This window comes from Rothia sp. HMSC061E04 (assembly GCF_001813685.1).
GTDB lineage: Bacteria > Actinomycetota > Actinomycetes > Actinomycetales > Micrococcaceae > Rothia > Rothia mucilaginosa.
Map to the genome: position 1 here is coordinate 176,993 of NZ_KV813706.1, position 26,127 is coordinate 203,119.

17 protein-coding genes and 1 riboswitch are annotated in these 26,127 nt (G+C 61.1%); of the genes, 7 read left to right on the forward strand and 10 right to left on the reverse strand.

Going from position 1 to position 26,127, the window contains the following annotated elements; all coding sequences use genetic code 11:
• Nucleotides 1-118: 118 nt before the first annotated feature.
• Nucleotides 119-799 carry a lysophospholipid acyltransferase family protein gene (locus HMPREF2927_RS07615; protein ID WP_044150489.1) on the reverse strand — a complete coding sequence of 227 codons (681 nt, stop codon included), beginning with the start codon at nt 797-799 and terminating at the stop codon, nt 119-121.
• A gap of 622 nt (nt 800-1,421) precedes the next feature.
• Between HMPREF2927_RS07615 and HMPREF2927_RS07620 the strand changes: the two genes are divergently transcribed.
• The 3 genes from HMPREF2927_RS07620 (at nt 1,422) to HMPREF2927_RS07630 (ending at nt 5,742) form a co-directional block, all read left to right on the forward strand.
• Nucleotides 1,422-3,839 (forward strand): nitric-oxide reductase large subunit, encoded by a 2,418-nt coding sequence (locus tag HMPREF2927_RS07620; protein ID WP_070686890.1) that lies wholly within the window; start codon nt 1,422-1,424, stop codon nt 3,837-3,839.
• A 2-nt stretch (nt 3,840-3,841) separates the two neighbouring features.
• Complete coding sequence (locus HMPREF2927_RS07625) at nt 3,842-4,684, forward strand: transposase (protein ID WP_070629640.1); 843 nt, start codon at nt 3,842-3,844, stop codon at nt 4,682-4,684.
• Nucleotides 4,685-4,968: 284 nt separating this feature from the next.
• The gene (locus HMPREF2927_RS07630; protein ID WP_070686892.1) at nt 4,969-5,742 is read left to right on the forward strand and encodes a slipin family protein; all 774 of its coding nucleotides are present in this window, start codon (nt 4,969-4,971) and stop codon (nt 5,740-5,742) included.
• A 429-nt stretch (nt 5,743-6,171) separates the two neighbouring features.
• Here the strand turns inward: HMPREF2927_RS07630 and HMPREF2927_RS07635 are convergent, their stop codons facing one another.
• The 3 genes from HMPREF2927_RS07635 to HMPREF2927_RS07645 form a co-directional block, all read right to left on the reverse strand.
• Complete coding sequence (locus HMPREF2927_RS07635) at nt 6,172-7,911, reverse strand: bifunctional hydroxymethylpyrimidine kinase/phosphomethylpyrimidine kinase (RefSeq protein WP_083311233.1); 1,740 nt, start codon at nt 7,909-7,911, stop codon at nt 6,172-6,174.
• Nucleotides 7,900-8,098, reverse strand: a riboswitch (TPP riboswitch). Its footprint overlaps the gene before it by 12 nt.
• A gap of 210 nt (nt 8,099-8,308) precedes the next feature.
• Nucleotides 8,309-10,057, reverse strand: coding sequence for an ABC transporter ATP-binding protein (locus tag HMPREF2927_RS07640; RefSeq protein ID WP_070686894.1), 1,749 nt, complete (start codon nt 10,055-10,057; stop codon nt 8,309-8,311).
• Between the two features lies 1 nt (nt 10,058).
• Complete coding sequence (locus HMPREF2927_RS07645) at nt 10,059-11,954, reverse strand: ABC transporter transmembrane domain-containing protein (RefSeq protein WP_070686896.1); 1,896 nt, start codon at nt 11,952-11,954, stop codon at nt 10,059-10,061.
• Nucleotides 11,955-12,398: 444 nt separating this feature from the next.
• On the opposite strand from HMPREF2927_RS07645, the gene HMPREF2927_RS07650 reads away from it, so the two are divergent.
• Both HMPREF2927_RS07650 and HMPREF2927_RS07655 read left to right on the forward strand, forming a co-directional pair.
• Nucleotides 12,399-14,999: a DEAD/DEAH box helicase gene (locus HMPREF2927_RS07650; protein WP_070686898.1), complete on the forward strand. Its 2,601-nt coding sequence runs from the start codon at nt 12,399-12,401 to the stop codon at nt 14,997-14,999.
• Between the two features lie 93 nt (nt 15,000-15,092).
• Nucleotides 15,093-16,544, forward strand: a complete 1,452-nt coding sequence (locus HMPREF2927_RS07655) for an alpha/beta fold hydrolase (protein ID WP_070686901.1) — start codon at nt 15,093-15,095, stop codon at nt 16,542-16,544.
• Nucleotides 16,545-16,655: 111 nt separating this feature from the next.
• Here the strand turns inward: HMPREF2927_RS07655 and HMPREF2927_RS07660 are convergent, their stop codons facing one another.
• Both HMPREF2927_RS07660 and HMPREF2927_RS07665 read right to left on the reverse strand, forming a co-directional pair.
• Entirely contained in the window at nt 16,656-17,861 is a 1,206-nt protein-coding gene (locus HMPREF2927_RS07660) for a TerC family protein (RefSeq protein ID WP_070686903.1), read from the reverse strand.
• A 339-nt stretch (nt 17,862-18,200) separates the two neighbouring features.
• Nucleotides 18,201-18,803 carry an NAD(P)-dependent oxidoreductase gene (locus tag HMPREF2927_RS07665; RefSeq protein ID WP_070686905.1) on the reverse strand — a complete coding sequence of 201 codons (603 nt, stop codon included), beginning with the start codon at nt 18,801-18,803 and terminating at the stop codon, nt 18,201-18,203.
• A gap of 190 nt (nt 18,804-18,993) precedes the next feature.
• Between HMPREF2927_RS07665 and HMPREF2927_RS07670 the strand changes: the two genes are divergently transcribed.
• Complete coding sequence (locus tag HMPREF2927_RS07670; protein ID WP_070686907.1) at nt 18,994-19,437, forward strand: winged helix-turn-helix transcriptional regulator; 444 nt, start codon at nt 18,994-18,996, stop codon at nt 19,435-19,437.
• A 118-nt stretch (nt 19,438-19,555) separates the two neighbouring features.
• Here the strand turns inward: HMPREF2927_RS07670 and HMPREF2927_RS07675 are convergent, their stop codons facing one another.
• The 4 genes from HMPREF2927_RS07675 to HMPREF2927_RS07690 form a co-directional block, all read right to left on the reverse strand.
• Nucleotides 19,556-20,335: an ornithinee aminotransferase gene (locus tag HMPREF2927_RS07675; protein ID WP_246827390.1), complete on the reverse strand. Its 780-nt coding sequence runs from the start codon at nt 20,333-20,335 to the stop codon at nt 19,556-19,558.
• Nucleotides 20,336-20,500: 165 nt separating this feature from the next.
• Complete coding sequence (uvrB, locus tag HMPREF2927_RS07680) at nt 20,501-22,669, reverse strand: excinuclease ABC subunit UvrB (protein ID WP_070686911.1); 2,169 nt, start codon at nt 22,667-22,669, stop codon at nt 20,501-20,503.
• Nucleotides 22,670-22,829: 160 nt separating this feature from the next.
• The gene (locus tag HMPREF2927_RS07685) at nt 22,830-24,158 is read right to left on the reverse strand and encodes a 2-oxoglutarate dehydrogenase (protein WP_070686913.1); all 1,329 of its coding nucleotides are present in this window, start codon (nt 24,156-24,158) and stop codon (nt 22,830-22,832) included.
• Between the two features lie 554 nt (nt 24,159-24,712).
• A complete protein-coding gene (locus tag HMPREF2927_RS07690) occupies nt 24,713-25,399 on the reverse strand; it encodes an IMPACT family protein (protein ID WP_070686914.1) in 687 nt (228 codons plus the stop codon).
• Nucleotides 25,400-25,457: 58 nt separating this feature from the next.
• Between HMPREF2927_RS07690 and coaE the strand changes: the two genes are divergently transcribed.
• On the forward strand, nt 25,458-26,093 hold the full coding sequence (coaE, locus tag HMPREF2927_RS07695; RefSeq protein WP_070686917.1) for a dephospho-CoA kinase: 636 nt from the start codon (nt 25,458-25,460) through the stop codon (nt 26,091-26,093).
• Nucleotides 26,094-26,127 lie beyond the last annotated feature (34 nt).

Genomic DNA, 26,127 nt, shown 5'->3' on the forward strand with positions numbered 1-26,127 from the left:
GGTCATCCCAGGCTCGCACATACGACAAACCGCGCATCTTGCACCCATCTCCCCCATAACGCGGGGGTCGGTGCGTGAATGCGCGGTTTAAGTCTACGCGGTATAGGCGGCGAGTGCCCTAGCCTGCGTCACGTGCGGCTGAGGGCGAAACGTTGTACTCATGCTTTCGCGCCTGACCGGACAGCTGAGCAATCTCATCCATGATCGTGTCGGTGGTGACGCGGCGCTGCTTGCCGGTCATCTTCTCACCGGTCTTCTCAAAGTAAAGCGGCTTGCCCACACGAATCGTGAAGCGGCGCGGGTAAATCATGTTCGAGCCGGGCTTCTGCAGGCGGTCGGTGCCAATCAGACCAACCGGAACCACGGGCGCGCCGGTCATGTGCGCCAGCCACGCCACACCAATCTTGCCGCGGTACAGGTAGCCGTCGCGGGAGCGGGTGCCCTCGGGGTAAATGCCGAAGACCTTACCCTCCTGTAGCTTCTCCAGGGCAATGTCGAGCGCCTTGAGCGATTCGGAACGGTCGGAGCGGTTCACGGGAATAATATCCACGGCTTCGAAGAATGCCTTCATCATCTTGCCGCGCGGGCCGGGGGTGTTCACGTACTCAGCCTTGGCGAGGAACGCCACGCGGCGCGGCATCATGGCAGAAATAATGATGGAGTCCAGGAAGGACAGGTGGTTGGAGGCGACAATCACCGGGCCGGTGGCGGGGAAGTTTTCGAGTCCGGTCACGCGGGCGCGGAAGACGGTGCGCAGGATTCCGGTGACTGCTTTCTGGGTGGATTTGTAGAGAAGCACGTGAACTCTCCTGAGGTGCCGATAGATTGCGGGCTGTGGTGGCGGGCTGCCGTGGGTGCGGGGTGAGTGGCCCCTTCTGAGGGTACACCGTGTGGGTGCACAGAATCTGTACTGAAAAAATTTGTACTGTGTTTAGTAGTACCGAGTTTTATTATTCCACACCCGAGTGTAGGAACGTGAGGGGTGCCGCATTCCCCTTCCACATGCTGGGATGCGCCTCCCACCAATAATTCCGGCAAGATTTCCGGTAGAAGCTCAAGTAGAAGCCCGAGTAGGAACCCGAGTAAGAGTCCTGATTGAGGGAGCCTGCATAGCTTCCGCCCTATGTCCCCCCGTTACAGGCGGAAAAGCGGCACGGAAGCTAAGGATTCAACCTCAACGTAACATTCGAACTTTTTTGCCTTGTAACTGTGGCTTTTATGCCTGAATACGCCTGTCATATTGTGACGATACGTCAGCAAAGTTTCGTAAATACGCATTTAATATGCAAAAATGAGAGCAGGGTGGGCTGTCGCACCTCCCTCAAGGACGATTCACCCTGAACATAGTGAGCCGCCCCTCCAGCGGATGTGCGTCGGAACCACTCCACCTACACAATCCACGCACACTGGAGACATACACTATGGCTACAAAACCCGTCTCGCGTGCGCAGGCAGCAAAGATTGCCCGCCGCTCAGACACGGTCGGTGCCTATGCCGGAAAAGGCTGGGTACAGGCTGTTGCGTTTGTGATGCTCCTGGGCTTCACCATCATGGCAGTCCTTGCAATGCGCACCTACGCACTCTCCATGCCGCTCCCCGACAAAATCGTCGGCAACGACGGCAAAACTATCGCAACCCAAGAACAGATCCTGCACGGTCAGGAACTGTTCCAGGGACGCGGCCTGCAGCAGTACGGATCCGTTCTGGGTCACGGTGCCTACCTCGGCCCCGACTACACTGCAGAATACCTGCGCCTGACCACCGACGCCGCAGTCAAGGAATACCGTGAACAGGGCAAGCAGGACCCCCGCGAGCTCGTCAAGAACGAGTGGCGCAAGGAGAACAAGTACGACGAGCAGACTAAGACCATCACCTGGTCCGCTGGTGAGACCAAGGGCTACCAGCTCATGCTCAAGCACTACCGTGAAACCCTCATGAAGGGTGACACCTCGCAGGGCCTGTTCCCCAACGCCATTAAGAACGACGAAGAACTGCACGACATCGTCGCATTCTTCGGCTGGACCGCATGGGCATCGGCGGCAGACCGCCCCGACCAGCCCTACTCCTACACCAACAACTGGCCCTCCGAACCCAACGTGGACAACAAGCCCACCGCGGATCTGATGGTCTGGTCGGCACTCTCCCTGATTGCCCTCATCGGTGGTACCGGTCTGATGTTCGCCATCTACGGCCGCTGGTCCCGCGCTATCGGCTGGCATGCGGAAGAGGCCCCCGTCCTCGACTTCCGTCAGCCCGACGAAGTTCGCCTGACCCCCTCGCAGAAGGCAGCCTGCCTGCTCTTCGCAACGATCCTGGTGCTGTTCCTGCTGCAGGCTCTGGTGGGTGCGCTCACCGAGCACTACCGTGAAGAACTCACCGGATTCTTCGGTATCGACATGGGCCAGTTGCTGCCCTACACGGTATCCCGAACCTGGCACCTTCAGCTCTCCCTCTTCTGGACCGCAGGCGCGTTCCTGGCGGGCGGTATCTTCATCGCCCCGCTGATTACCCGCCGCGAACCCAAGAAGCAGGGCCTGCTCACCTACGTTCTCATCGGCGCTGTGGTCTTCGTGGTCCTCGGCTCGCTGCTGAACGAATGGTTCTCTCAGAAGGGCCTCATCCCCAAGGAATTCACCGGCTTCTTCTCGCAGCAGTGGGAGTTCCTGGACCTGCCGCGATTCTTCCAGATCCTGCTCACCGCGGGTATGTTCATCTGGATCGTCATCGTCTGGCGTACCCTCTCCGCTCGCCTGAAGGGCTCGAAGAAAACCTCCCTGCCGTGGCTGTTCCTCTTCTCCGGCCTCGCCATCCCCATGTTCTACGCGGTCGGCCTGCTCGCAGGTCAGCGTACTCACGTGACCGTCGCCGAATTCTGGCGATTCTGGGTGGTTCACCTCTGGGTGGAGGACTTCCTCGAACTGTTCACCACCGTCATGGTGGCGTACATCTTCGTGCTGCTCGGCGTGGTCCGCGAGCGCATCGCGATCTCCATCATCATGATGGACGCTGTGCTCTACTCCGTCGGTGGTGTGATCGGTACTCTGCACCACACCTACTTCGTCGGTACCCCCTCCGAGCAGATGGCATTCGGTGCGTTCTTCTCGGCTGCTGAGGTTATCCCGCTGACCTTCCTGACCGTTGAGGCGTGGGGCTTCATGCAGCTGGGTGCTCGCCAGTACTCCAACCGCACCAAGCCTTTCCCGCACCGTTGGGCTGTTATGTTCCTGATTGCTGTGGGCTTCTGGAACTTCCTCGGCGCTGGTGTGTTCGGCTTCCTGATTAATCTGCCAATCGTGTCCTACTTCGAGATTGGTACGGCACTGACTGCAAACCACGCACACGCATCCATGATGGGTGTGTACGGTATGCTCGCGATCGCGTTCGCGGTGTTTGGTCTGCGCTACCTGATCCCTGAGGACAAGTGGCCTGAGAAGGGTCTGAAGTTCTCCTTCTGGACCCTGAACATTGGTCTGCTGTGGATGTCCTTCATCTCGCTGCTGCCGCTGGGTATTGCTCAGCTGTACAAGTCCGTGGGTGAAGGCTACTACGAGGCTCGTTCCTTCGCGTTCATTCACGACGGTGCTTCCGCCGTGATGGGTTGGATGCGTATGCCCGGTGACGTGATCTTCCTGGTCGGCATTATCCCGCTGATTAAGCTGGCTCTGCTGGGTATCAAGGAGATCTTCTCCAAGAACGCTAAGGAAACCGTCCTGGAGCTGCCCGAACCGCCGCTGTACGAGGTGGTTGAGGACGCTCGCATCGCAGAGTTCGCCGGCGCTAAGGCTGCCGAGAAGCTGCCCGAGCAGACCAGCCCCTACCGTAGCGATCGTCGAGGCTAACCATGCCTGAGCAGATTGCTGGAGTTTCTTTCCTCGTGTGGCTGGCCTGCGTGTACGCGCTCGGCCTGGTCGCCGTGGGTTGGGGCTTCGATATTCTCGCCAAGCGCACCAGCCAGCGCATGGTGGCGGCGCGAACCTTCGGGTTCACCTACCACGAAGAGAGCGACGCGTGGCTCTGCCCCGAAGACCAGTGGCTGTGGGCGACCGCATTCGACTCGGATAACCGAGTGATGCGTTACCGCGCCAAGCCCAGCGTGTGCAACACCTGCCCGATTAAGGACAGCTGCACTGTCTCGGCGAACGGCCGCGAGCTCACCCGCGAAGTGGACGAATGGCCCTACTCCGAGTCGGGTCGTTTCCACCGCGGGCTGGCGGTTGCTGTCTCGCTGCTGGGCGTGGTCATCCTGATTGGTGCCGCTATCGTCTGGCACTCCCCGCTGGAGCTTCTGGTGGAGGGTGCCGCCGCGGTGGTCTGCCTGTCGCTGACCTACCCGCTGGCTGTGAAGCTCATGCGTTCCCCCGCGAACTTCGAGAACGATCCGAAGCATATTCACGCATCCACCGCTGACGAATCGGTGAACGTGAAGATGGATCGTTTCGCGGCGAAGTGGGGTGGCGTTTCGAATGAGCGTAAGCGCCGTACCGAGCAGACCCGCAAGCAGATGATTGCGGAGGCAACCCTACCGGTTCGTACCTCTGCCCTCGACCCGGACCGCCCCGCATGGAGCGGTACCGGCACCTCGGTTAAGCGACTGCACAAGACCACAAATGAGGTCCTGCAGGAGCAGAACCTGGCTGAGGTTGAGGCTGCTGAAAAGCTGGCAGAGCAGATGGCGAAGAAGTAGCGCTGCACAAGTTTTTCCGTTCCGGCGGCTGACCGGTCGATTGGTCCCGTCTGTTAGCTTCGGCGCCACCCTGCGTGGAATTCTCTTTTATTCCTCTTTTGAGTTTTCCATGCGGGGTGCCGCTAAAGCACCGACCACCGCATGCCGCCGGGACGGAAAATTCCCCTCTCTAAACTCCCCCAAACACAGCCCGGTTACCGGGCATCCCCTACTACCTGCACCGTACGAGGCGCGGGCAGGTGGGCACACATACCGTCCTCCCCCAATACTTGTGAAGGAAAACCATGGATCCCGTCACTCTGGCAACTATCCTCATCCCAGTTGCCGTCATTGTTCTTTTTATTCTGATTCGTATGTTCCGCGTCATCCCCGAATACGAGCGCGGCATCTCTTTCCGCTTCGGTCACCTGCGTTCGGAACTGGAGCCCGGCTTGAACGTCGTCTTCCCCCTCGTTGACTCCCTGCAGCGCGTTGATATGCGTGTTATCACCCTGACCATTCCCCCGCAGGAAGTCATCACCAAGGACAACGTTCCCGCCCGCGTGAACGCCGTGGTCCTCTTCCGCGTGACCAACGCCAAGAACGCGGTGCTTGAGGTTGAGAACTACCCGATTGCCACCAGCCAGATCGCGCAGACCACCCTGCGTTCCCTGCTCGGCCGCGTTGACCTGGACACCCTGCTCGCACACCGCGAGGACCTGAACGAGGACCTGCGCTCCATCATCGGTTCGCGCACCGAGCCGTGGGGTATTCAGGTGGAGCTCGTCGAAATTAAGGACGTTGAGATTCCCGAGGCTATGCAGCGCGCCATGGCTCGCGAGGCTGAGGCTGAGCGTGAGCGCCGCGCAAAGATCATTTCGGCACGCGGTGAGCTGGAGGCCTCCAGCGAGCTGAAGGAAGCATCCGACATTCTGAGCCAGTCCCCCGCATCCCTGCAGCTGCGTTACCTGCAGACCCTGCTGGAGCTGGGTGCCGACCAGAACTCGACCGTGGTCTTCCCGCTACCCATGGACGTGATCGGTCCGCTCATGGGTGCGCTCAAGGGCGAGATCAAGTAGGCGATCCTCCCCTTCCCTGACACACTAGCCTGATGTACTAGCAGCGGCGGCTGATTCGCAACGGTGAGACATATAGAAATATCCCGTGCAGATGAGAGTATCTGCACGGGATATTTCTATGCCGAATATTCTTCGCGAAAGCTAGAAGGAAGGCGTTTGGCCCGCCGCGGGGGTTGGATGAGGTGGTTGCGGCGGACCAAACTGGTCGGTTACACGCCGTAGAGGTGCGGGCGCGGCAGGTACATCAGCCAGTTGGGTGAGGGCCGGAATCCTGCCGCAAACGGTTTTCACCGACGCCTTAAGCATAACCGGAACAACCCCCGAACCGGCGGTAGCTTGAGTGAAGCATCAATCACCCATCTCACGCCATGCCGAGGCGGTATTCAGCCCAACAACCGGCACCTATCAGCTAGCGCAGCGCCCGGCAAACTAACGCAATGCTCGGTGCGCCTGATCAAAGAACTCACGCTCGTACACGCACGCCGACAGGTACGCCCGCGCCGCACGCACACGCTGAGCCGGTGAAGCCGCCTCAAACGCACGCTCCACCTCCGCGAGGCTACGCGCCACCTCCGCGGCGAACTCTTCGCCACCGTACATGCTCAGCCACTCCGCGTACGGGTGGTCCGCGTGATTCTGCGAGGAGAGTACGGCACCGACTTCTTCGTACAGCCAGTAGCAGGGCAGAATCGCCGCGGCACCGACCACGTAGTCATCACCAGCGGCGGAGGCACGCAGGAAATTCGTGTACCCCATCGTAATCGGCGAGGGCCCACCCAGACGCGCACGGTTCGCCAGCCAGCCCTCGTGCAGCTGCGATTCGGCGGCAATCGCCTCGTGCGCACCGGCGGCCCAGTGCACCTGCGCCTCAGCGGTATCAGCACGCGCCGAGAGAGTCGCGAGCGCACGCGAATAATCACGCAGGTAGAGGGCATCCTGGTCCAGGTAGAAGGCGAACAGATCCTCGTCGAGGGTTCCGTCACCGAGGGCACGCACGAAGGGCAGGTCCAGGATCTGGTGCCAGGTTTCGCCACCGGCTGCCCAGAGGGCGGCGGTCCAGGGACCGGCGGGCTTTACGACGGCTTCACCGGCGGGCACGGGGCTGACCGGCAGCAGACGCTCCGGGCTGGTGCCGTCCAGAGTATTGCCCTCAGAGTCGGTGGTGGCGAGCAGGTGATGCCACGGGTACGCGGAGGCGGCAGCCTCCAGACGGCGGGCACGGGCGGCGTGGTCCACCGGGCCGTGGCCCTCACCGGAGCCGACCTGCAGACCGGCACCTGCGGCAATGGCTTCGTGGAGCCAGCGGGTGCTCCACTGCAGGGCGCGGTGGGTGTCTTCGCTAGTCAGAACGCTCTGCTCTGCGGTGTGCCCTGCGGCTTCGGTGTGCTGCAGCAGTTCCACGCCCAGGCGGGTTGCCAGCGAAGAGGACAGGGAGCATCCGGTGCCGTGCGTATTACGGCTGTCCAGGCGCGGGGTGCGCACGTGCGCGCAGGTGCCGTCCGGGAAGACCGCGGTGTTACCGGCGTCCTGACCGCATAGGTGGCCGCCCTTCACAATCACGGTAGTTCCGGTCGCCGCAGCAAGGTTCGCCGCCTGCTCGTGCGCCTCATCGAAAGTCTGAGCGGGCTCCTTCTGGCAGAGCACGGCGAGCTCCGGAATGTTCGGGGTAATCACATTCACGAGCGGCACGAGATCGCGCAGCGCCTGCTCCGCTTCCGCCTGCAGCAGGCGGTCACCGCTGGAAGCAATCATGACCGGGTCGAGCACGACCACGGGCGCGGGATGCTCACTCAGCCAGGTACGAACCGTGCGGATCGTGTCTGCGTCGCCGAGCATGCCGATTTTCACGGCGTCAACCGTGACGTCATCAAAAACGGCGGCAAGCTGCGCGGTCAAAAATTCCAGGGGCGGGGTGAATACTTCACGAACCCCGCACGTGTTTTGGGCGACCAGTGAGGTGGTCACGCACATGCCGTAACCGCCGGATGCGGTAATAGATTTGAGGTCCGCTTGGATGCCCGCACCGCCGGAGGGGTCGGTTCCCGCAATGGAGAGAACCCTCGGCACTCGAGCTGTCTGGGGTGCCCCGGATGCTCCGGAGGCGCTCGCGCCGGGTACAGGGCTGGTGGTGGGTGCGCACGCGGGCGCGATAGGCTGCTCTGCCATCATCGATAATCCCTTCGCTAGTTCGAACTAGAGCAGGTTCAATGGGTGATTCTCTCAGCCTTGAGTGTTCTTACGCCGTTTCGTGCGTCCACTGTGCCGTAGCTCTTCGCTGTGCCGTAGCCCTTCGTTGGGCGGCCAGTTGGGCGGGTTAGCGGGTCGCGGGCGTCTCAAGGCACCCCATATCGCTCTGCCAGGTTATCACAATGATTCTCCGTAGCTAAAAGTTCTGCGGGTAACAAGTGAATCTCTCCGAAATTTTCGTTTGAGTCTTGCGTTACTGCAGGGGCTCCTCACCGCCGATTTCAGCGCACCCTTGTACGGAAACCACCCGTTAAACACGTAGTGCCCGGCACCGCTTCACACGGTACCGGGCACTATCAGCCTGGCTTATCCTCCAGGCTTAGGTCAGGGCGAAAATCTCTGCCGGTGAACCCTCCGCAATGATCCTACCCTCGTGTAGCAGGACCGCACGGTCAGCCAGCGAGGCGATACGCGCATCGTGCGAAATAATCAGCACCGCACGGTTCGCCAGCACGGCGCTCAGGGACTCGGTTGCGTCCGCGAGCTCCAGCTGGGTGGTGGACTCGTCCAGAATCACGGCGTGCGGGTCGGCAAGCACAATACGTGCCAGTGCCAGCTGCTGAATCTGGTCGCGGGTCAGCGGCGAATCCGCGCCGCTGACGACAGTATCTATGCCCTGCGGCAGGTCGCGCCACCAGCGGGCACCGATAGCGTCCAGCGCCTCGCCCATCTGCTCGACGGTTGCATCCGGCACGACCACCGTAAAGTTATCGGCGAGGGTGCCGAAGAAGACGTGCGCTTCCTGGGTGCAGACCAGCAGGCGCGGCCGGCCATCAGCGGCGGCATCGGTCGGGAAGTCGCCGTGACCGACCGGGCGACCCATCACGGTGATGGTGCCTTCCAGGGCGGTCAGCGAACCACCAATCAGACGAGCCAGGGTGGTCTTACCCGAGCCGGAACGACCCACCAGGGCGAGCGCCTCACCGCGGCGAATCTTCAGGTTGATACCTTCAAGCACCAGGGCGTCCGGCGAGTAGCCGTAGGAGACGTCGGTGCAGTCAATGGCGTACTCCGGGTTCTTCACGGCTTCATCAGACACGGCGGCGAACGCTTCGGCACGGTGCTGTGCACGCGCCTCACGTTGCTTCTTCGCCAGGGAGACCACACCGAACACGCGGCCCATGTTCACGAGCATGATGCGCAGGCTGCTGACGTGGTGGTTCAGCATGTCGGCGAGGGTTCGCAGGCTGAAGACCATGACCGAGGCGGTCGCTACGGCACCCCAGGAAGCCCAACCGAGAGCCACGCAGGCGGCGCCCCAGAGCATACACAGAATCGTGGGGATCCAAGCGTTAATAGCGTCCACGGTGAAGTACAGCTGGCGGATGCGCACCATGCCCAGCTGCGCGGCGAACTGGCGCTTGTTCTCACCGGCGAAGGCGTCTTCGCGGGCGGTGTGAACGCCCAGCTCACGGATCGTGGAGGTGCCGCGAATGTTCTCGGTCAGCACACTGTTGAGGTCACTCACGCGCTCCTGGGCGGTCTGGTTGCGTGCCGCCATGAGCGGCAGCATCTTCGACATGATGAGGGCAAGACCGGCAATCATGGGTAGCATGATCAGGCCCATTGCCGGGCTCACAACCGCTAGCGAAATGGTGGAGATAATGAAGTACAGCACCACGTAGATTGCGCCGAGCAGGTCCTCGCTGACGGACTTGGCTGCCGAGGACAGGTCGTCGGTCACGCGGGTGAGCAGGTCACCGCTACCGGCTTCTTCCACGGTGCGTGCGTCCAGGTCGAGGGTGCCGTCGAGGGTGTCCTGGTTGGCGTCACGGGTGACGAGCGCACCCAGTCGCGCCGCACTGTACGAGGAGACCATGAGGGTTATCGCCTGCACGATGAACGCCGCCAGGATAATCAGAATCGGCTGCCACGGGTAGCTGGAGAACTTGCCCGCCACCACGTCGTCCACGGTGGCACCAATCTGCAGGGGCACCACCGCACCCATGAGGGTGCTGACCATGTAGATGACGAAGGTGTAGAGGGCTCGCCCCTTGTGCGCCGCGAGGTAGTTCCACATGCGGCGTGCTACGTAGGCGGGGCTTTCGATGGGGAGCTGCTTTGCCATGCTAGTTCACCTCCTGATTCTGAGTGGTTTCGGTCTGAACAGTTTCAGACTGAGCGGTTTCCGGGTAGCCGTCGCGTTCCATGCGGCGGGTCGTCTCCGCGGTCGTGGAGACAACGTAGACCTGCTCCAAATCCTGTAGCAGGCCGGGGTAGCCGACGGGCAGGCGGTCGCTACCGACCTGGGTTTCCATCGCATCGTAGATGTAACGCTGGCTGGGTTCATCCACGGAGTTCAGCGGCTCGGTCAGGATGAGCACCTGCGCGTCCTGTGCGAGTGCGCGGGCGAGTGCCAGACGCTGACGCTGACCGCCGGAGAGGTTCGCGCCTTCGCTGGTGATGCGGGCGGCGAAGTAGTCTTCGGGGTTGCGTCCGCCCAGTCGGTAGGCGATTTCGCGGGAGTCGGTAATCTTCAGCAGTTCCTCATCCTTTGCCTGTGCCAGCTCCTCATCGGGGTTCGGAACGGTGCCCAGGCGCAGGTGCTCCTGCAGGGTTCCGGCGAAAATCATGGGGTTGGGTTCGCTCAGCAGCACGCGGCGGCCGGTTGCGTCCTTGAGGTCCTCTCCCCCGCGTCGCAGGGTGCGGGCAAGCGCCTCGGCGTAGTCTTGCGCGGTGAGGTTGTAGTCGCGCGGGTTGACGTACACGATGCGCGGGTTGCTTGCACCGGCGGGGGCGACGGGTACGGGCACTTCGAGGGTGCTCGCCTCGACTGCCTGTTCGGCGCGTGCCAGCTGCGCCATTTCTTCGTCGGTGCGCGGGCTCTTCAGCACGCCCTGGCGTACGCCCGCGTGACCTTCGAGGCGGGCGACCTTGGCAAGCGCAATTTTGGCGTATCGCCATGCGGTGAGGAAGTTCTGGGTAATCCAGATGGGGCCGCCCATCATCGCGATAATGGAGGCGACGGTCACCAGGGACGCGGCGGGCGTGTCGGATACCCAGCGGCCGTTTTCGACGTGGCCGGTGAGGGCGAAGCCGATGCCGAGCAGGGTCACGGCGCCGCCGAGCAGCGCGCGGATGAGGTACATCCAGCGGTGCGTCTTTTCGTAGCGCATGTAGCTGTCGAAGACTTCGTCAGTGCCGCGGTGGTAGCGCTCACGCATCTGTTCTTCGGCACCGAGGCCGGCGATGGTGCGCAGACCGGTGGCGATATCGGAGGCGCGTGAGGAGGCTTCGCCGTCCTTTTCGCGGTATTCGCCAATCTTGGATTCGAGGAAGGACGAGTACCAGGCAATCACGCCGACCACGATGAGCGTACCGATGAGGGTGACAATCGCGGTGACGGGGTTGATGAGCCAGAGCTGCACGGCACCGAGGGTCGCGATGATCATGGCGTTGACGAATAGCGGCAACGAGAAGTAGACGTCCGTAATGCGGCGTACGTCTTTATTCATAACGGTGACCGCTTCGCCGGAGTCTACGCCAGCGCGGGTGCGTCCCATGAGTCGGTTGATATAGATGCGCCAGTCGCGGCCGAGTTCTGCGCTGAGGGTCATGGAGGTACCCCAGCCGAAGAACTCGTTGATCACGATGAAGGTGATGGCTGCGACGACCACCCAGAACATGGGCCAGGCGTCGGGGGCTTTGCCAGCGATGTGCTGGTTGATGAATTGACCCACCATGACGGGGATCAGGATTGCGCCGATGCCTGCGGTGGTTTCACCCACGATGGGGATTGCCCAGCGGTGCCAGGGGTATTTATGTCCGGGCGCGGTGACTCGCAGGGCGAGGCGCTTTTTGAGGGCTTCCTCTTCAGCTTTGCGCAGTTCGCTGCCGGTTATTCCCTGTGCAGATTTTTTCTGAGCGGCTTTTTCCTGCGTGGTTTTGTTATGCATGGATTCTTCATGCGTGGCTTCTTCACGCGCAGCGTTTTCTTGTGCCTTGTCAGCGTTGTATTCAGTCATTCAACGTCTCTCCTTTCTCTTACCCTATTCCTTTATCAATGTGGCACGCAACACTATTTATGCAATAGATGGGCGTGTCGTTATTTATGCAACGTATTTTGGGGCGTGCATCAGCCGCTCAATATGCACCGACATCAATCGGCGGATTCTGCATCTACGCGGTAATCCATGCGGCATGGAGGCCTACGTTTTCGACCTTCTGAGCACCAGGTTTTTGCACCACTGCACTTTTAGTGCTTTGTTCTACACTACACGAATTTGGGGAATTCCCGCGTTAGCGCGGCACCGCGCCTCCCGAACACCCTATAAACGCCCCGCGAAGGAACCGCGAACTCCCTGCAAAGATGCAGCGAACACCCCGCAAACACTCCGCGAGTACCCGTTTGTTCCCTCGTAACGATAACGCCCCCGCGCCCGCGCTATTCCCGATAGACTGGAATCCTCATGAGTATTTTGAATTTTCTTTCTCCCGGGCTGGGCGAGAACCCCGGCGACTACAATCGACGCGATTTTAAGAGCAACCCCCTCACCGCCGAAGAAATCTATGAGGCGTTCACCGAGTGGATTTCGACCCGCGGCATGACCCTGTACCCCGCCCAGGACGAAGCCGTTCTGAGCATTGCCGCCGGACATAACGTGGTGCTGGCAACCCCGACCGGTTCCGGTAAGTCCACTGTGGCTGTTGCCGCGCATTTTACGGGCCTGGCGACCGGTCAGCGCTCCTACTACACCGCCCCCATTAAGGCGCTGGTGTCTGAGAAATTCTTTGACCTGATCAATATTTTTGGTGCCGAGAACGTGGGCATGATTACCGGCGACTCCGCCATTAATACGGAGGCGCCCATTATCTGCTGCACCGCGGAAATTCTCGCCAATATTGCCCTGCGCGAGGGTAAGGATGCGGACCTCTGCCAGGTCATCATGGACGAGTTCCACTTCTACTCTGACCCGCAGCGCGGTTGGGCGTGGCAGCTTCCCCTGCTGGAGCTTCCGCAGGCGCAGTTCCTGCTGATGAGCGCGACCCTGGGCGATACGACTCGCTTCCAGGAGGAAATGACGGCGCTGACCGGTCGTGAGAGTGACCTGGTGGCGCATTCTGAGCGTCCCATTCCGCTGCATTTCTACTACTCCACCACCCCGGTTCAGGAGACAGTGCAGGAGCTCGTGCAGACCAAGCAGACTCCGGTCTACATTGTGCACTTCTCGCAGAAGGCGGCGCTGGAGCAGGCGAACGCGCTGCTGTCGGTGGCTATTGCCTCCAAGGAAGATAAGGAACGCATCTCCGAGCTCATCGCGAAATTCCGCTTCGGTCCGGGCTTCGGTAAGGCACTGAATAAGCTGGTGCGTGCCGGTATCGGTATTCACCACGCGGGCATGCTGCCCAAGTACCGCCGCCTCGTGGAGCAGCTGGCTCAGGAAGGTCTGCTCAAGGTCATCTGCGGTACCGACACCCTGGGTGTGGGTATTAACGTGCCGATTCGTACCGTACTGATTACGGCGCTGTCGAAGTTTGATGGTGCCCGTAGCCGCCGTCTGCGTGCCCGCGAGTTCCACCAGATCGCTGGACGCGCCGGCCGCGCCGGTTTTGATACCGCCGGCACCGTGGTGGTTCAGGCACCCGAGCACGATATTGAGAATGCTCGCCTGCTGGCTAAGGCTCAGGCGAAGTTCGGTGACGACACCAAGCGCATTAACCAGTCGCTGTCCTCCAAGCGTAAGAAGGCGCCGGAAGGCTTCGTTGGCTGGTCCGAGAAGACCTTCGAGCAGCTGGTAGAGGCCGCCCCGGAGCCGCTGACCTCCTCCTTCGACATCACCCATTCGATGCTGCTGAACCTGATGCACCGCCCGGAGAACCCGGTCATTGCCGCGTACCGCATCATTCAGGAAAACCATGAGAGCCCGGCGCGCCGCCGCGAGCTGCTGCGCAAGGCAATCGGCATCTACAAGGAGCTGCTGACCGGTGGCGTGATTGAGCGAACCAACACCCCGGACGAGCACGGCTCCTACCTGCGCCTGACCGAGGACCTGCAGGATAACTTTGCCCTCAACCAGCCGCTGTCTGCCTTCGCGGTCGCCGCGCTGGAGCTGCTGGACCCCGAATCCCCCAGCTACGCCCTGGATGCGCTCTCCCTCATCGAGGCGACCCTGGATTCGCCGAACCAGGTGCTGTACGCGCAGGAGCGCAAGGCGAAGAACGAGCTCTCGGCGCAGTTGAAGGCGGACGGTGTGGACTACACCGAACGCATGAACGAGCTGGACAAGGTCACCTACCCGCAGCCCCTGGCTGAGCTCATTGATCAGGCGTACACGACCTACAAGCAGTCTGCCCCGTGGGTTGCACGTTTTGAGCCGCGCCCCAAGTCGATTGTGCGTGACATGTACGAACGCGCGATGGGCTTCAACGACTTCGTGCAGTACTACACGCTGGAACGCGCCGAAGGCGTGCTCCTGCGCTACCTCTCTGACGCATACAAGGCGCTGCGCCACACCATCCCCGATTCTACCGTGACCGACGAGCTCGACGACATCATCGAGTGGCTCGGCGAGCTGGTACGCCAGACCGATTCCTCCCTGGTGGACGAGTGGGAGAAGCTGGCAGCCGGCGAAGACACCGCCACCGTTGCCGCCGAGCACGCCTCCATCGAGGAGGAAGAGCCTCCCGCCGTGACGAAGAACCTGCGCGCCTTCCGCGTGATGGTGCGCAACGCCCTCTTCCGCCGCGTGGAGCTCTTCGCTGACGAGCGTGACCGCGCCCTGGGCGCCCTGGACGAATGGTGCGGCTGGGATGCCGACCGCTGGGCGGACGCCATGGACGACTACTTCGACACCTACGACGACATCTACACGGACGCCGACGCGCGCTCGCCTCGCCTGGTCAGCATGGATGAGGACACCGCCGCGCATCCTGGCGTGTGGAAGGTTCAGCAGAGCTTCGCTGACCCCGAAGATAATTTTGACTTCGGTATTCGTGCCGAGGTTGATTTGGCGGCATCCGATGAGGCGGGGTACCCAGTGCTGAAGATTCTGAGCGTGGGCGAGTTCTAAGACTCCGATTAAGGCTCCGAATGAGACTCCGCCCGAGGCTCTGCCCAGATGTTGCCCGTAGTGGGCTAGAATACAGAGTATCTATCTATTTGAATGAAAGAAGGTTCACCGTTGACCGTTTCTTCGCTTCCCAAGGTTGAGTACCGCAAGGGTTCGGTCGTCAAGCACGACGGCTACGAGATTACCGACCACTGGTTCCAGGTTCCCCTGACCCACGGTCTGATTTTCTCCAAGGGCAAGGATGCCGCTCTCTCCTCCCGTTTCGCAGACCAGACCATCACCGTGTTCGCCCGTGAGGTTGTGAACACCAACGAGACTCTGACCGTTTCGGCTGATAAGCGCCCTTACATTGTGTACCTGCAGGGCGGCCCCGGTTTCGGTTCGCCGAAGACCGGCTCCATTGGCGGCTGGATTGCTGAGCTGGCGAAGACTCACCGCGTGATTCTTCTGGATCAGCGCGGTACCGGCATGTCTTCCCCGCTGTCTGCTCGCAACATCACCGCTGTGGGTGATGCGCAGGTTCAGGCTGAGTACACTGAGCTGTTCCGTGCGGACTCCATCATCGCTGACGCGGAGGCTGTCCGCGAGGTGCTGCTGGCTGACCGTGCCGACAAGCGCTGGTCCACCATTGGTCAGTCCTTCGGTGGCTTCCTGACCCTGTCCTACCTGTCGTTCGCACCGCAGTCGCTGCGTGACTGCCGCATCACCGCGGGCCTGGCGCCGATTCGTACCTCGGTGGACAACGTCTACCAGCACACCTTCGACCGCATGAAGGAACGTGTTGAGGAGTACTACAGCTGGTTCCCTGAGGACGCTGAGCTCGCTACCCGCATTGCTGAGCACCTGCGCACCCACAAGGAGTACCTGCCCACCGGTGAGCGTCTGACCGATCACCGCTTCCAGATGGCCGGCCATTTCCTGGGTGGCCGCTGGCGCGAGCGCGGTCTGCACTACTTCCTGGAGACCGCCTTCGCTGAGGGTAACGACCATCTGTCCGATCAGTTCCTGACCTCTATGGGTGCCGAGGTGACCTTCCAGGCGAACCCGCTGTACGCCCTGATGCACGAGACCATTTACGCTGACGGCCCCGCTGACGGCGTTCTGCCCGGCATCCCCGGCTACGAGCTGTCCCCCTCCCCCGCGCCGACCAACTGGTCTGCTGCTCGCGTGGCGGCTTCCCGCCCCGAGTTCGCACCGGATGCGGACCGTCTGCTCTTCACCGGCGAGCACATCTTCCCCTGGTACTACGAGGAGGATCCCTCGCTGCGTCCGCTGGCTGAGGTTGCAAACCTGCTGGCTGAGAAGAAGGACTGGGGTCGCCTGTACGACCACGCACAGCTGCACAAGAACGAGGTCCCCGTGGTGGCTGCGGCATACAACCCGGACGTGTACGTGGACTTTGAGCACTCCATGGAGACCGCTCGCTGGGTCGGTAACACTCAGGTGTGGACCTCGAAGACCCACCACCACGACGGTTTCGGTTCTGACCCGCTGACCATTCTGGGTCACCTGAAGAACATGCTGGCTGAGGTTCACAACCAGTAATTCTTCTGAAATATCTCTGATATAGCTAAAGCCCCTCACCCCGGTTGATCCGGTGTGAGGGGCTTTAGTGTTAGCGCCAGCCTGGTGAGGCCGCACGCTCAGTAGCTCAAACTACTTCGAGGAGGAAGCGTGCGCATCCTGTGCGGTGCGGGCACGCATCACGAGGGCGTGGTATTCGTCTTCCTTCTCGATCAGCTCTTCACGCAGCTTCTGCGGAATAGTCTTGAGCTTCTCGGTTTCCTGCTGCCAGCGGGCGGTGATGTCCGCACGCTCGGCGGCGGGTGCATCCTCGGGCAGTGCCAGGTACTTCTCGGAGAGCGCCTGAACACGCTGAATGGTCTGCAGTGCGCGGCCCTTGGGGCTGAGCAGCGAGGCAAGCACGGTAATGATCAGGACGCCCACGATGACCATCAGCGACATTTCGGTGCTGATTTCGATGACGTGCACAGGCTCGCCGTGGTTGATGAACGGCAGGTTGTTCTCGTGCATTGCGTGCAGGAGGAGCTTCACACCAATGAACGCGAGGATGGTCGCCAGGCCGTAGGAGAGGTAGACGAGGCGGTCCAGCAGGCCGTCAATGAGGAAGTACAGCTGGCGCAGACCCATAAGAGAGAACGCGGTCGCCGTGAACACAATGTAGACGGACTGGGTGAGGCCGAAGATCGCGGGGATCGAGTCGAGCGCGAAGAGCAGGTCGGAACCGGCGATAGCGACCATGACGAGCATCATGGGGGTCATGACGCGCTTGCCGTTTTCGATGGTGAAGAGCTTGTCACCGTCGAAGTGGTCGCTGGTCTTCAGGTACTTCTTCGCGAGGCGGACCATGATGTTGTCGGCTTCGTCGTCGCCGTCGCCTTCGGTGAGTTCGTCCTTGAGCAGGTTACCTGCGGTCATGAGCAGGACCAGGCCGAAGATGTAAAACACCCAGGCGAAGGAGTTGATGATTGCCGCGCCGGCGAAGATGAAGGTACCGCGCGCCAGGATCGCGAAGACGATACCGAAGAGAAGGACCTTCTGCTGATTCTCACGGGCGACACGGAAGGTGCCCATAATGATCATGAAGACGAAGAGGTTATCGACCGAGAGAGCTTCTTCGGTGATGTAGCCTGCATAGAATTCGGTGGCGGCGGAGGGGCCGTTCGTCACGAAAATATACAGACCAAACAGCATCGCGATGCCGATGTAAATACTCGACCAGATGGCCGCTTCCTTGACGGAGGGTTCGTGCGCCTTACGAACGTGGAACACGAAGTCGAAGGCCAACAGACCCGCGATGATGAGAATAGTAACCAACCATTGCAACCCGGTAACTTCCATGGGGAGCCTTTCTTGTGGTGTGCGTACAGGACCACAAGTCTCTCCCGCCGGCCTGAATGGAGGTCGGCTCGATTCACCGGTTAGGCGCCTTCGGCTAACGTGCTGACGATGAGTCGATTGGTGGGATACTCCCTTGCTCGGTGAACGATTATACAGCAGGTTGAGGTTTTCGCACAGGAGCCCCTCCGGAGGGTTTTCGCGAGCTAGGCACACCAAAACGCCGCATCCGGCAGAGCTGACCTGTCGGATGCGGCGTTCCGCGTGATGAATACGCGCTTGCCAGTTGGTGCTGTCTAGTTGGCGCCGCTATGAGTTGGCTCTGTCTAGTTGGTGCTGTTACTAGTTGGCAACGGTGAAGCGGCGGCCCGCGTGCTTGGGCTCTTCCGCCTCATCAATCAGGGCGACAGCGAAATCCTCGGCGCTAACGAACCCGCCTGCGGGGGTGTCCAGTGCGGTGTTGTACTTGCCGGTGCGCTCACCCGGTGCGATTTCGAACGCCGGGGAGAGCATGGTCCAGTTCAGACCCTCGGATGCGCGGTAGTCGTCGAGAATCTGGGCGAATGCCTTCGCCTCGGGCTTGTAATCTTCCGGGAAGCCTTCGCCATCAACGAAGCGGTTGCCGTTGCCGTCCTCGAGGGAGCCAGCGCCACCAACGACCAGCAGACGACCGGTGGGTGCCGCCGCGATCAGTGCGCGGTGTGCGTCAATGATCGGCTGCGCGGATGTGCCGCGACCACCCGGGACGGCAACAATGGTGATGTCGTGGTTATTGACGATGTTGACCAGTGCCGCGGTGTCTGCAAGGTCGATGCTGTGGGCGGTAGCGCCTTCGGGTGCCTTGCCGGAGCGGGTGTAGGCGTCGACCCGATGGCCGCGGGAGATTGCTTCTGCTGAGGTGCGGGCGCCGACCATACCGGTTGCGCCGATGATTGCGATGTTCATGAGGGCTTCCTTTCGGGTACGTTTTCTGTAGTTTTTCTTGCGGTATTCCGCGTGATGGTCTTATAGTATCTATTAGAAACCGGATACCTCAAGGTAAGTAATGGGGTTGCGTGGAAAATATTTAAAAATATTTTTCGCGCCCCTCACCCCCCATAAAACAGCCCCTCAGCAGATTGAAAAGACAGCAGCTATGACCACCACGCTCACCTCCCCCACCCGCGAAACCGTAGCAACCACCCGCACCCCGCAGGACGACCAGCCCGCCAACATCCTCGCCCACGCCTGCCCCTCCCGCACCGTGATGCGCCACCTCACCGACCGGTGGACCCCGCTCATTGTTGCGGCGCTCTCCGAGCAGCCCGTCGCCCGCTTCGGTGAGCTCAAGGCGATGATTCAGGGTGTCTCCCCCAAGGTCCTCACCCAGACCCTGCGCTCCATGGAACGCGACGGCCTGATAGAACGCCGGGTCACCGCATCCATTCCGCCGCGCGTGGACTACGAACTGACCGCGCTCGGTACGACCCTCATTGAGCCGATGACCGCCCTACGCCACTGGGCGCAGGACAATATGCAGGCGGTACTCGAATCCCGCGAGCGCTATGACGCCGCCGCGCTAGAGAACGGCGATGTGTAGAACGTGGTGTATTGCAGACCAGCACGCGCAGCAAGCCCACATCAAAGTAGCCCTCCCCGTGAACTATTACGGGGAGGGCTACTGCTATATTTCATTCAGTTAAGAGACCGTGTTGAACTTAGGAAACCATGTTGAAGGTCGGCGGGGTGAAAGCAATCGAGTTCACCTGATTGTTCGTATCAAGCGTGCCGTTCTCACGAATCGTCGGGACGGTAATAACCACCTCGAACTGGTACATGCCTTCCATGAGCGTATTGCCACGCAACGCAAAACGCGCGGAGATGCCGGTCGCCTTATCGTTCACACTCGACGCAAACGGAATGACCTGACCCTGAACGGTCTGAGTCTTGCCGTTACGGGTCATGACGGTTGCCACGCCAGTCGGGTCAGTCGTGAAGACCTGACGGTCAATGATTTCACCCTCGGGCGAGAAGAAGTAAATGTCCATGGACGGGTGCAGGTGCGTGGTGCCAGTCGTCGCCTCCAGTGCGGAGACGTTGTAGGTCATCACGAACTCACCGCAGTTCAGGTTGAGGTCGCCCTCGGGGCCGTGAGTCGCCTCGTACACGGACATGAGACGGATCGTCGCGGGGTTCGGTGAGGTTGCACTCTCCATGGACCACCACGCCTGACCGGTCTCCGGCGCAGTCACAGGCTTGTTCTTGGTGCGCGACTGCAGGGCGCCACTGGCGGGGTTGGTAATCATCCAGCCGCCAACCTGAGTAAAGTCCGGGCCGTGTACCGTCTTGCAATCATCAGCCGAAGCAGCGAATGCGGGCACCGTCGTGGAGGCGGCAATAGCGGGCACAACCCAAAGCGCGCCGCGGGTGAGGTTGCGGCGGGTAACGGAACGAGCTCCCGTGGTGTGTGCATCTGAAGAGCTATGAGAAATAGTCACAGATTTTTCTTTATCGTTCGGAAGCATCAAGGTGTTATTTGACATGTAAAAGACTTTGCCAGTGTACGGCCTGTATCTGCACTCAGTAGAACTTCACCAGCAATGAGTTACCTCATGGCGAAAAACCCACGTCGGCCCCTAAACGCCGGGCTCAGAACACCGGGTTTAGGCGTGACCCGCCTCCTTCATCAGACGCAGCTCCTTCTTCAAATCAGCAAGCTCATCACGCAGACGCGCCGCCAACTCAAATTGCAGGTTCTCCGCCGCCACACGCATCTGCTCGTTCATCTGCTCAATCAAATCCAGCAGGTCCTCGGCAGGTGCCGCCGCCAGGCCGTCGGCACGAACGCGCGCCTCCGCACGGGCGAGAAGCTCCTCCGACTCCGGGGTGCTCGTGGCAATCTTCGACGAGGTCGCAGAACCGGTCTTCGCACCCGCACTCACCGTGCGGGCCCCCTTCTTACCGCTCTTACGCTGCTGCAGAAGCTCGCGGGTGTCCTCTTCCTCGCGGGCGAGAACATCCGTAATATCGGCAATCTTCTTACGCAGCGGCTGCGGGTCAATGCCGTGCTCACGGTTGTACGCCTGCTGAATCTCGCGGCGGCGGTTCGTCTCATCAATCGCCACGCGCATAGAATCCGTAATCTTATCGGCGTACATGTGCACCTGACCGGACACGTTACGCGCCGCACGACCAATCGTCTGAATCAGCGAAGTGGTCGAACGCAGGAAGCCTTCCTTATCGGCATCCAGAATCGCAACCAGGGACACCTCGGGCAAGTCCAGGCCCTCACGCAGCAGGTTAATACCAACCAGCACGTCGAAGGTGCCCAGGCGCAGTTCGCGCAGAAGCTCCACACGGCGCAGGGTATCAACGTCAGAGTGCAGGTACTGCACCTTCACGCCGTGCTGCAGCAGGTACTCGGTCAGATCCTCCGCCATGCGCTTAGTGAGGGTCGTGACCAGCACACGCTCATCACGCTCAACGCGCACGCGAATCTCCTCGAGCAAATCATCAATCTGCCCCTTGGTCGGCTTGACCACAATCTCCGGGTCAATCAGGCCGGTCGGGCGAATAATCTGCTCCACATAACCATCAGCCTGCGACAGCTCATACTTACCGGGGGTCGCCGAAAGGTAAATCGTCTGACCGATACGCTCCAGGAACTCCTCCCACTTCAGCGGGCGGTTATCCATCGCCGACGGCAGACGGAAACCGTGCTCCACCAGGGTGCGCTTACGGGACATGTCGCCCTCATACATGGCACCAATCTGCGGGACCGTCACGTGCGACTCATCAATAATCAGCAAGAAATCATCTGGGAAATAATCCAGCAGACAGTTCGGGGCGCTACCGGGGGCACGACCGTCAATATGGCGCGAGTAGTTCTCAATGCCATTGCAGAAGCCCATCTGCTCCATCATTTCCAGGTCGTAAGTGGTGCGCATGCGCAGACGCTGCGCCTCCAGCAGCTTGCCCTGGGATTCGAGGGTCTGCAGGCGCTCGCGCAGCTCATCCTCAATGGAGGTAATAGCCTTCGCCATGCGCTCCGGGCCAGCAACGTAGTGGCTTGCGGGGAAGACATACATTTCTTCTTCCTCGCGAATTACCTCGCCGGTCAGCGGATGCAGGGTGTAAATCGCCTCAATCTCATCACCGAAGAACTCAACGCGGATCGCGTTCTCCTCGTACATGGGGATGATTTCGACGGTATCGCCGCGCACACGGAACGTGCCGCGGTGAAAGTCCATGTCGTTACGCGCGTACTGCATCGCCACGAACTGGCGCAGCAGCTCGTCGCGGTCAATCTCCTCACCGCGACGCAAAGTCACCATCTGCTTAATGTACTCCTCGGGAGTGCCCAGACCGTAAATGCAGGACACGGTCGCAACCACCACCACATCACGGCGAGTCAGCAGGGAGTTCGTCGCCGAGTGGCGCAGACGCTCCACCTCCTCATTAATGGAGGAGTCCTTCTCAATGAACGTATCAGTCTGCGGCACGTACGCCTCAGGCTGGTAGTAGTCGTAGTAGGAGACGAAATACTCCACCGCATTATTCGGCAGCAGCTCGCGCAGCTCATTCGCCAGCTGCGCCGCCAGAGTCTTATTCTGCACGAGCACCAGAGTCGGACGCTGCACCGCCTCAATCAGCCAGGCTGCGGTCGCGGACTTACCGGTACCGGTAGCGCCCATCAGCACAATGTCCTTCTCACCGTTCTGCACACGCTCGGTGAGCTCGGCGATAGCCTTCGGCTGATCACCGGCAGGCTGGAAGGGGCTGACTACCTCAAAGGGGGCGACGATGCGGTTAATTTCGGGTGCGTAACTCATGTATCCATCCTAGGGGAAAGCCGCCCAATGCGCCCCAGAATTGGTCGCCCTTTTCTACTGGCGCAATATAATCACGCGTAATGCACTCGCAATACCCTCTGCCCACCGCTGGCTACGCGCCAGTGGGTACATGCCAGTGGGGCACCTCGCGGGTAAGGATTTAGCGCACCTCCACGGTAGCTCCGGCGAGGCTCATCAGCGCCCGGTTCGTCAGCGGAAGGTACCCGTTCAGGGCGCTCAAAATCAGCTGCATGGTGCGCTCTTCATCCTCCACGCTCAGCCCGCGCGGAATACCCACACCCGGCACGCAGATGCGCTGCTTATACAGGTCAATCACCGCGCACACGGTGCGGTTCGGCACACCCAACACCGGCAGCATGCCGCGGTGATTGACGGTGCGCAGGCCCTTACCGACCACGGTGGCGGTACGAATATCCGGGCGAGCGTTGCCCTCAAACCGGGAGGCGCCCGCGCCGTTCGCAAAAGCGGCTGGGTCGGGAATACTATTCGGCACCGCGCTCTTCTCGTTCAGCACAGACAGCAGCGGCTCCCCCACCGCGGCGGTGACCGCCACGTAGCGTACCTGCCGGTCCATGGCGTTGAGGAAGTCCAGTTCCGCGTACTCCTCCACACGGTAGTTCTCAACCAGACCGGCTTCACCCGACCCGGTTTCTTCCACGGTGCGGGTGATGACTTCTTCATCGTAGAAGCTTGCCACGCACACCTGCGGGGCGCCGCGCTCAATGCGGGCGCGGCATTGGTAGTCGTCGTCAAGCAGCCAGAGGGACAGCTCATACCCGTCGGGCACATCACGCACACCGGTCGCGAGTAGCACTTCGCTGCCGTCCAGGGAGAACGGCTCCCAGCCCGCCGGTTCAAAAGCGTTGAGGGCACCGTCCAGGGCGGGGTTGCAGGACCCGAGGCTCGGCGCCTGATCAGCCGGGGTGAACGCCTCGGTGGAGGGCATGGTGATGGTGAGCCCGCGCATCCTGCCGGCAAGGCAGAGTTCAACCGCCATGAGCAGGTGACCCGCACCTTCACGGCTCAGTGCTGGGCTCTGAACCAGGTGCGCCACGCCGGAGTTGTCCAGGCTGAGGTGTTCGCCAACTCCGCGGGCGGCGTTGGAATAGCGGTTGTGCAAGCGCACCAGCTCGTCAATGGGCAGGGCGCGGCCCACGGCGCCAAACGCCTGGGCGATAGCGTGAACGTGTTCGGGGAAGACGCGGCAGAGCCTGCCGAGCTGACGGGCAAACTCTGCCGGACGCTGCGTGAGCACGCTCAGAAGGGTGCCGAGGTTCTGCTGGCGGTAGGCGTTGAGTAGCTGGGCGACGGTGGCGGGTTCAAGCTGCTCGACAGTGCCCATCTTGGGGAGGCGCGCTCCCTGGCGGTTGAGGGTCGCGGTGCCGCCGCGGCTGCCCGCGGACTGCTCTGATGAGTTTTTGCCTGCTTGTTCGTCTACTTGTTGATAGTAGGTTCCCGACTGCGTCACGTTTTCACGACCTTGAGCTCTTCAGAGCGTTCGTTAGCTGATTCTTCGTAAGGTGACGGGCGGGGCTCAGCGCCTACCGGCAGATGGTTCGTGCACACACTACCGTCTGCCGGATCGTATAGTACCGGCATACAGCTGTGCCTCGTTCCTTGAGCAACTAAGCTATAGCTTCAAGACGTCAGCATCAGGACCTCAGCGCTGAGATAGTACCCAGTTCTCGGCGCTGAGATGTCAGCGTTGAGCCCTGCCCGTCGGTGCGGGCGCACACGTTGCCTCGTGGAGGCGCCGGGCTGGGTTACCGCTGGTGACGAACCCGTTGCCCGTGCCGTGGAGGGGCGTGTGCGTTCCGCAACGCTTTTTAGGCTATCAGCTTTAGCGGGCAATTACTAGGGTTAGAGTAACTATTAACTAAGGTTGGACTATCTTTTGGGTTTTGGGGGCTTTAGGCAGGCGCTCTAGCTCGGAAATATGGGACCAGAAATATGGGACTGGAAATTTAGAACCAGAAATCTAAGACCGGGAATCTAGGGAGCAGCAACCTAGAGGCCGGCAACCTAGACCGGCAAATCCACCCACTGCGTATCCCCCCAGGTCACACTCGCCGCGCCGGAACTCAAGCTCACCACCAGCTCCTCGGCACGCGCCAGCTCCTCCGGGCGGTCAAACACGCCCAGGGAAATCGTGGCACCCTCCGCACCGTACTCGGTACCTAGCACATTCAGACCGGCGGCACGGATCTCGTTCTCCAGGCGGCCAGCATCCGCATGCGAACTGGACACCTGACCCACGCGCAGACGCTCACGCGAATCAAATTGCGCACCATCCAGGGTCTGCACCACCGAATCAGTGTAGGCACGCACCAGACCGCCCGCACCAAGCTTAATGCCACCAAAATAGCGCACGACCACCGCAACCACATCCGACAGGTCGGTGGTACCGTCCTCGCGGGTCTGACGCGCCAGCAACGCCTGCATCATCGGCACACCGGCGGTACCGGCGGGCTCACCATCATCGGAGGAACGCTGAATATCGCGGTCAGCACCAATAATGAATGCCGAACACACGTGGCGGGCGTCGTGGTAGGTCTTGCGCACCGACTCAATGTAGGCGCGCGCCTCCTCAACGGTGCTCACGCGCTTGATGTGACCAATAAATTCGCTACGCTTAATTTCGAGGAGGCTCTCATAGGGCTCATCGCCGCGCGGCACAAGGTAGCGGTTGGCGCGAGTTTCTTCCTGCATGTGTCCTCCTCTAATCAGTACCTATCTATTGTGGCACAGCCCGTCAGGAGCACCGTCCATGTCCCAGCCTTCTTCCCCCGCCTCTAATACCCTGCGCCGTTACGCCCTCACCGGCGGTATCGGCAGCGGCAAGAGCACCATCGCCTCCCTCTTCGTTGAGCAGGGCGCATTCCTGGTGGATGCGGACGCTATCTCCCGCTCCCTCATGGAGCCCGGTGAGGCGGTGCTCGCCCGCACGGTCGCGGAGTTCGGTGAGCATCTGCTCGATGAGGATGGCCGCCTCAACCGCCCGGCCCTGGCGCGTATCGTGTTCAATGATGAGCAGGCACGCCTGCGCCTGAACGCGATTGTGCATCCCGCTATTCGTGAGCGTGCCGCGCAACTGGTGGAGCAGGCGCAGGCCGAACCCGGGTTCAGCAGCGTGGTGCTGGAGGATATTCCCCTGCTCGTGGAGACCGGCGACCCGTCCGCCTTTGAGGGCGTGGTCGTGGTGCGCACTCCCCTGGCGACTCGCCTGCAGCGCCTCGTATCTTCACGCGGCATGACTGAGGAGGATGCGCGCGCCCGCATCGCCGCGCAGGCAACCGACGAGCAGCGTGAGGCGGTCGCAACCTGGATTATCGATAACGGCGGCTCACTGGAGGAAACCGCCGAGCAGGTGCGCGCCGTCTGGGAGCAAATGGTCGCCGCCTAAAATCCTCCCCGGCAACATCGGGCACAGCAACACA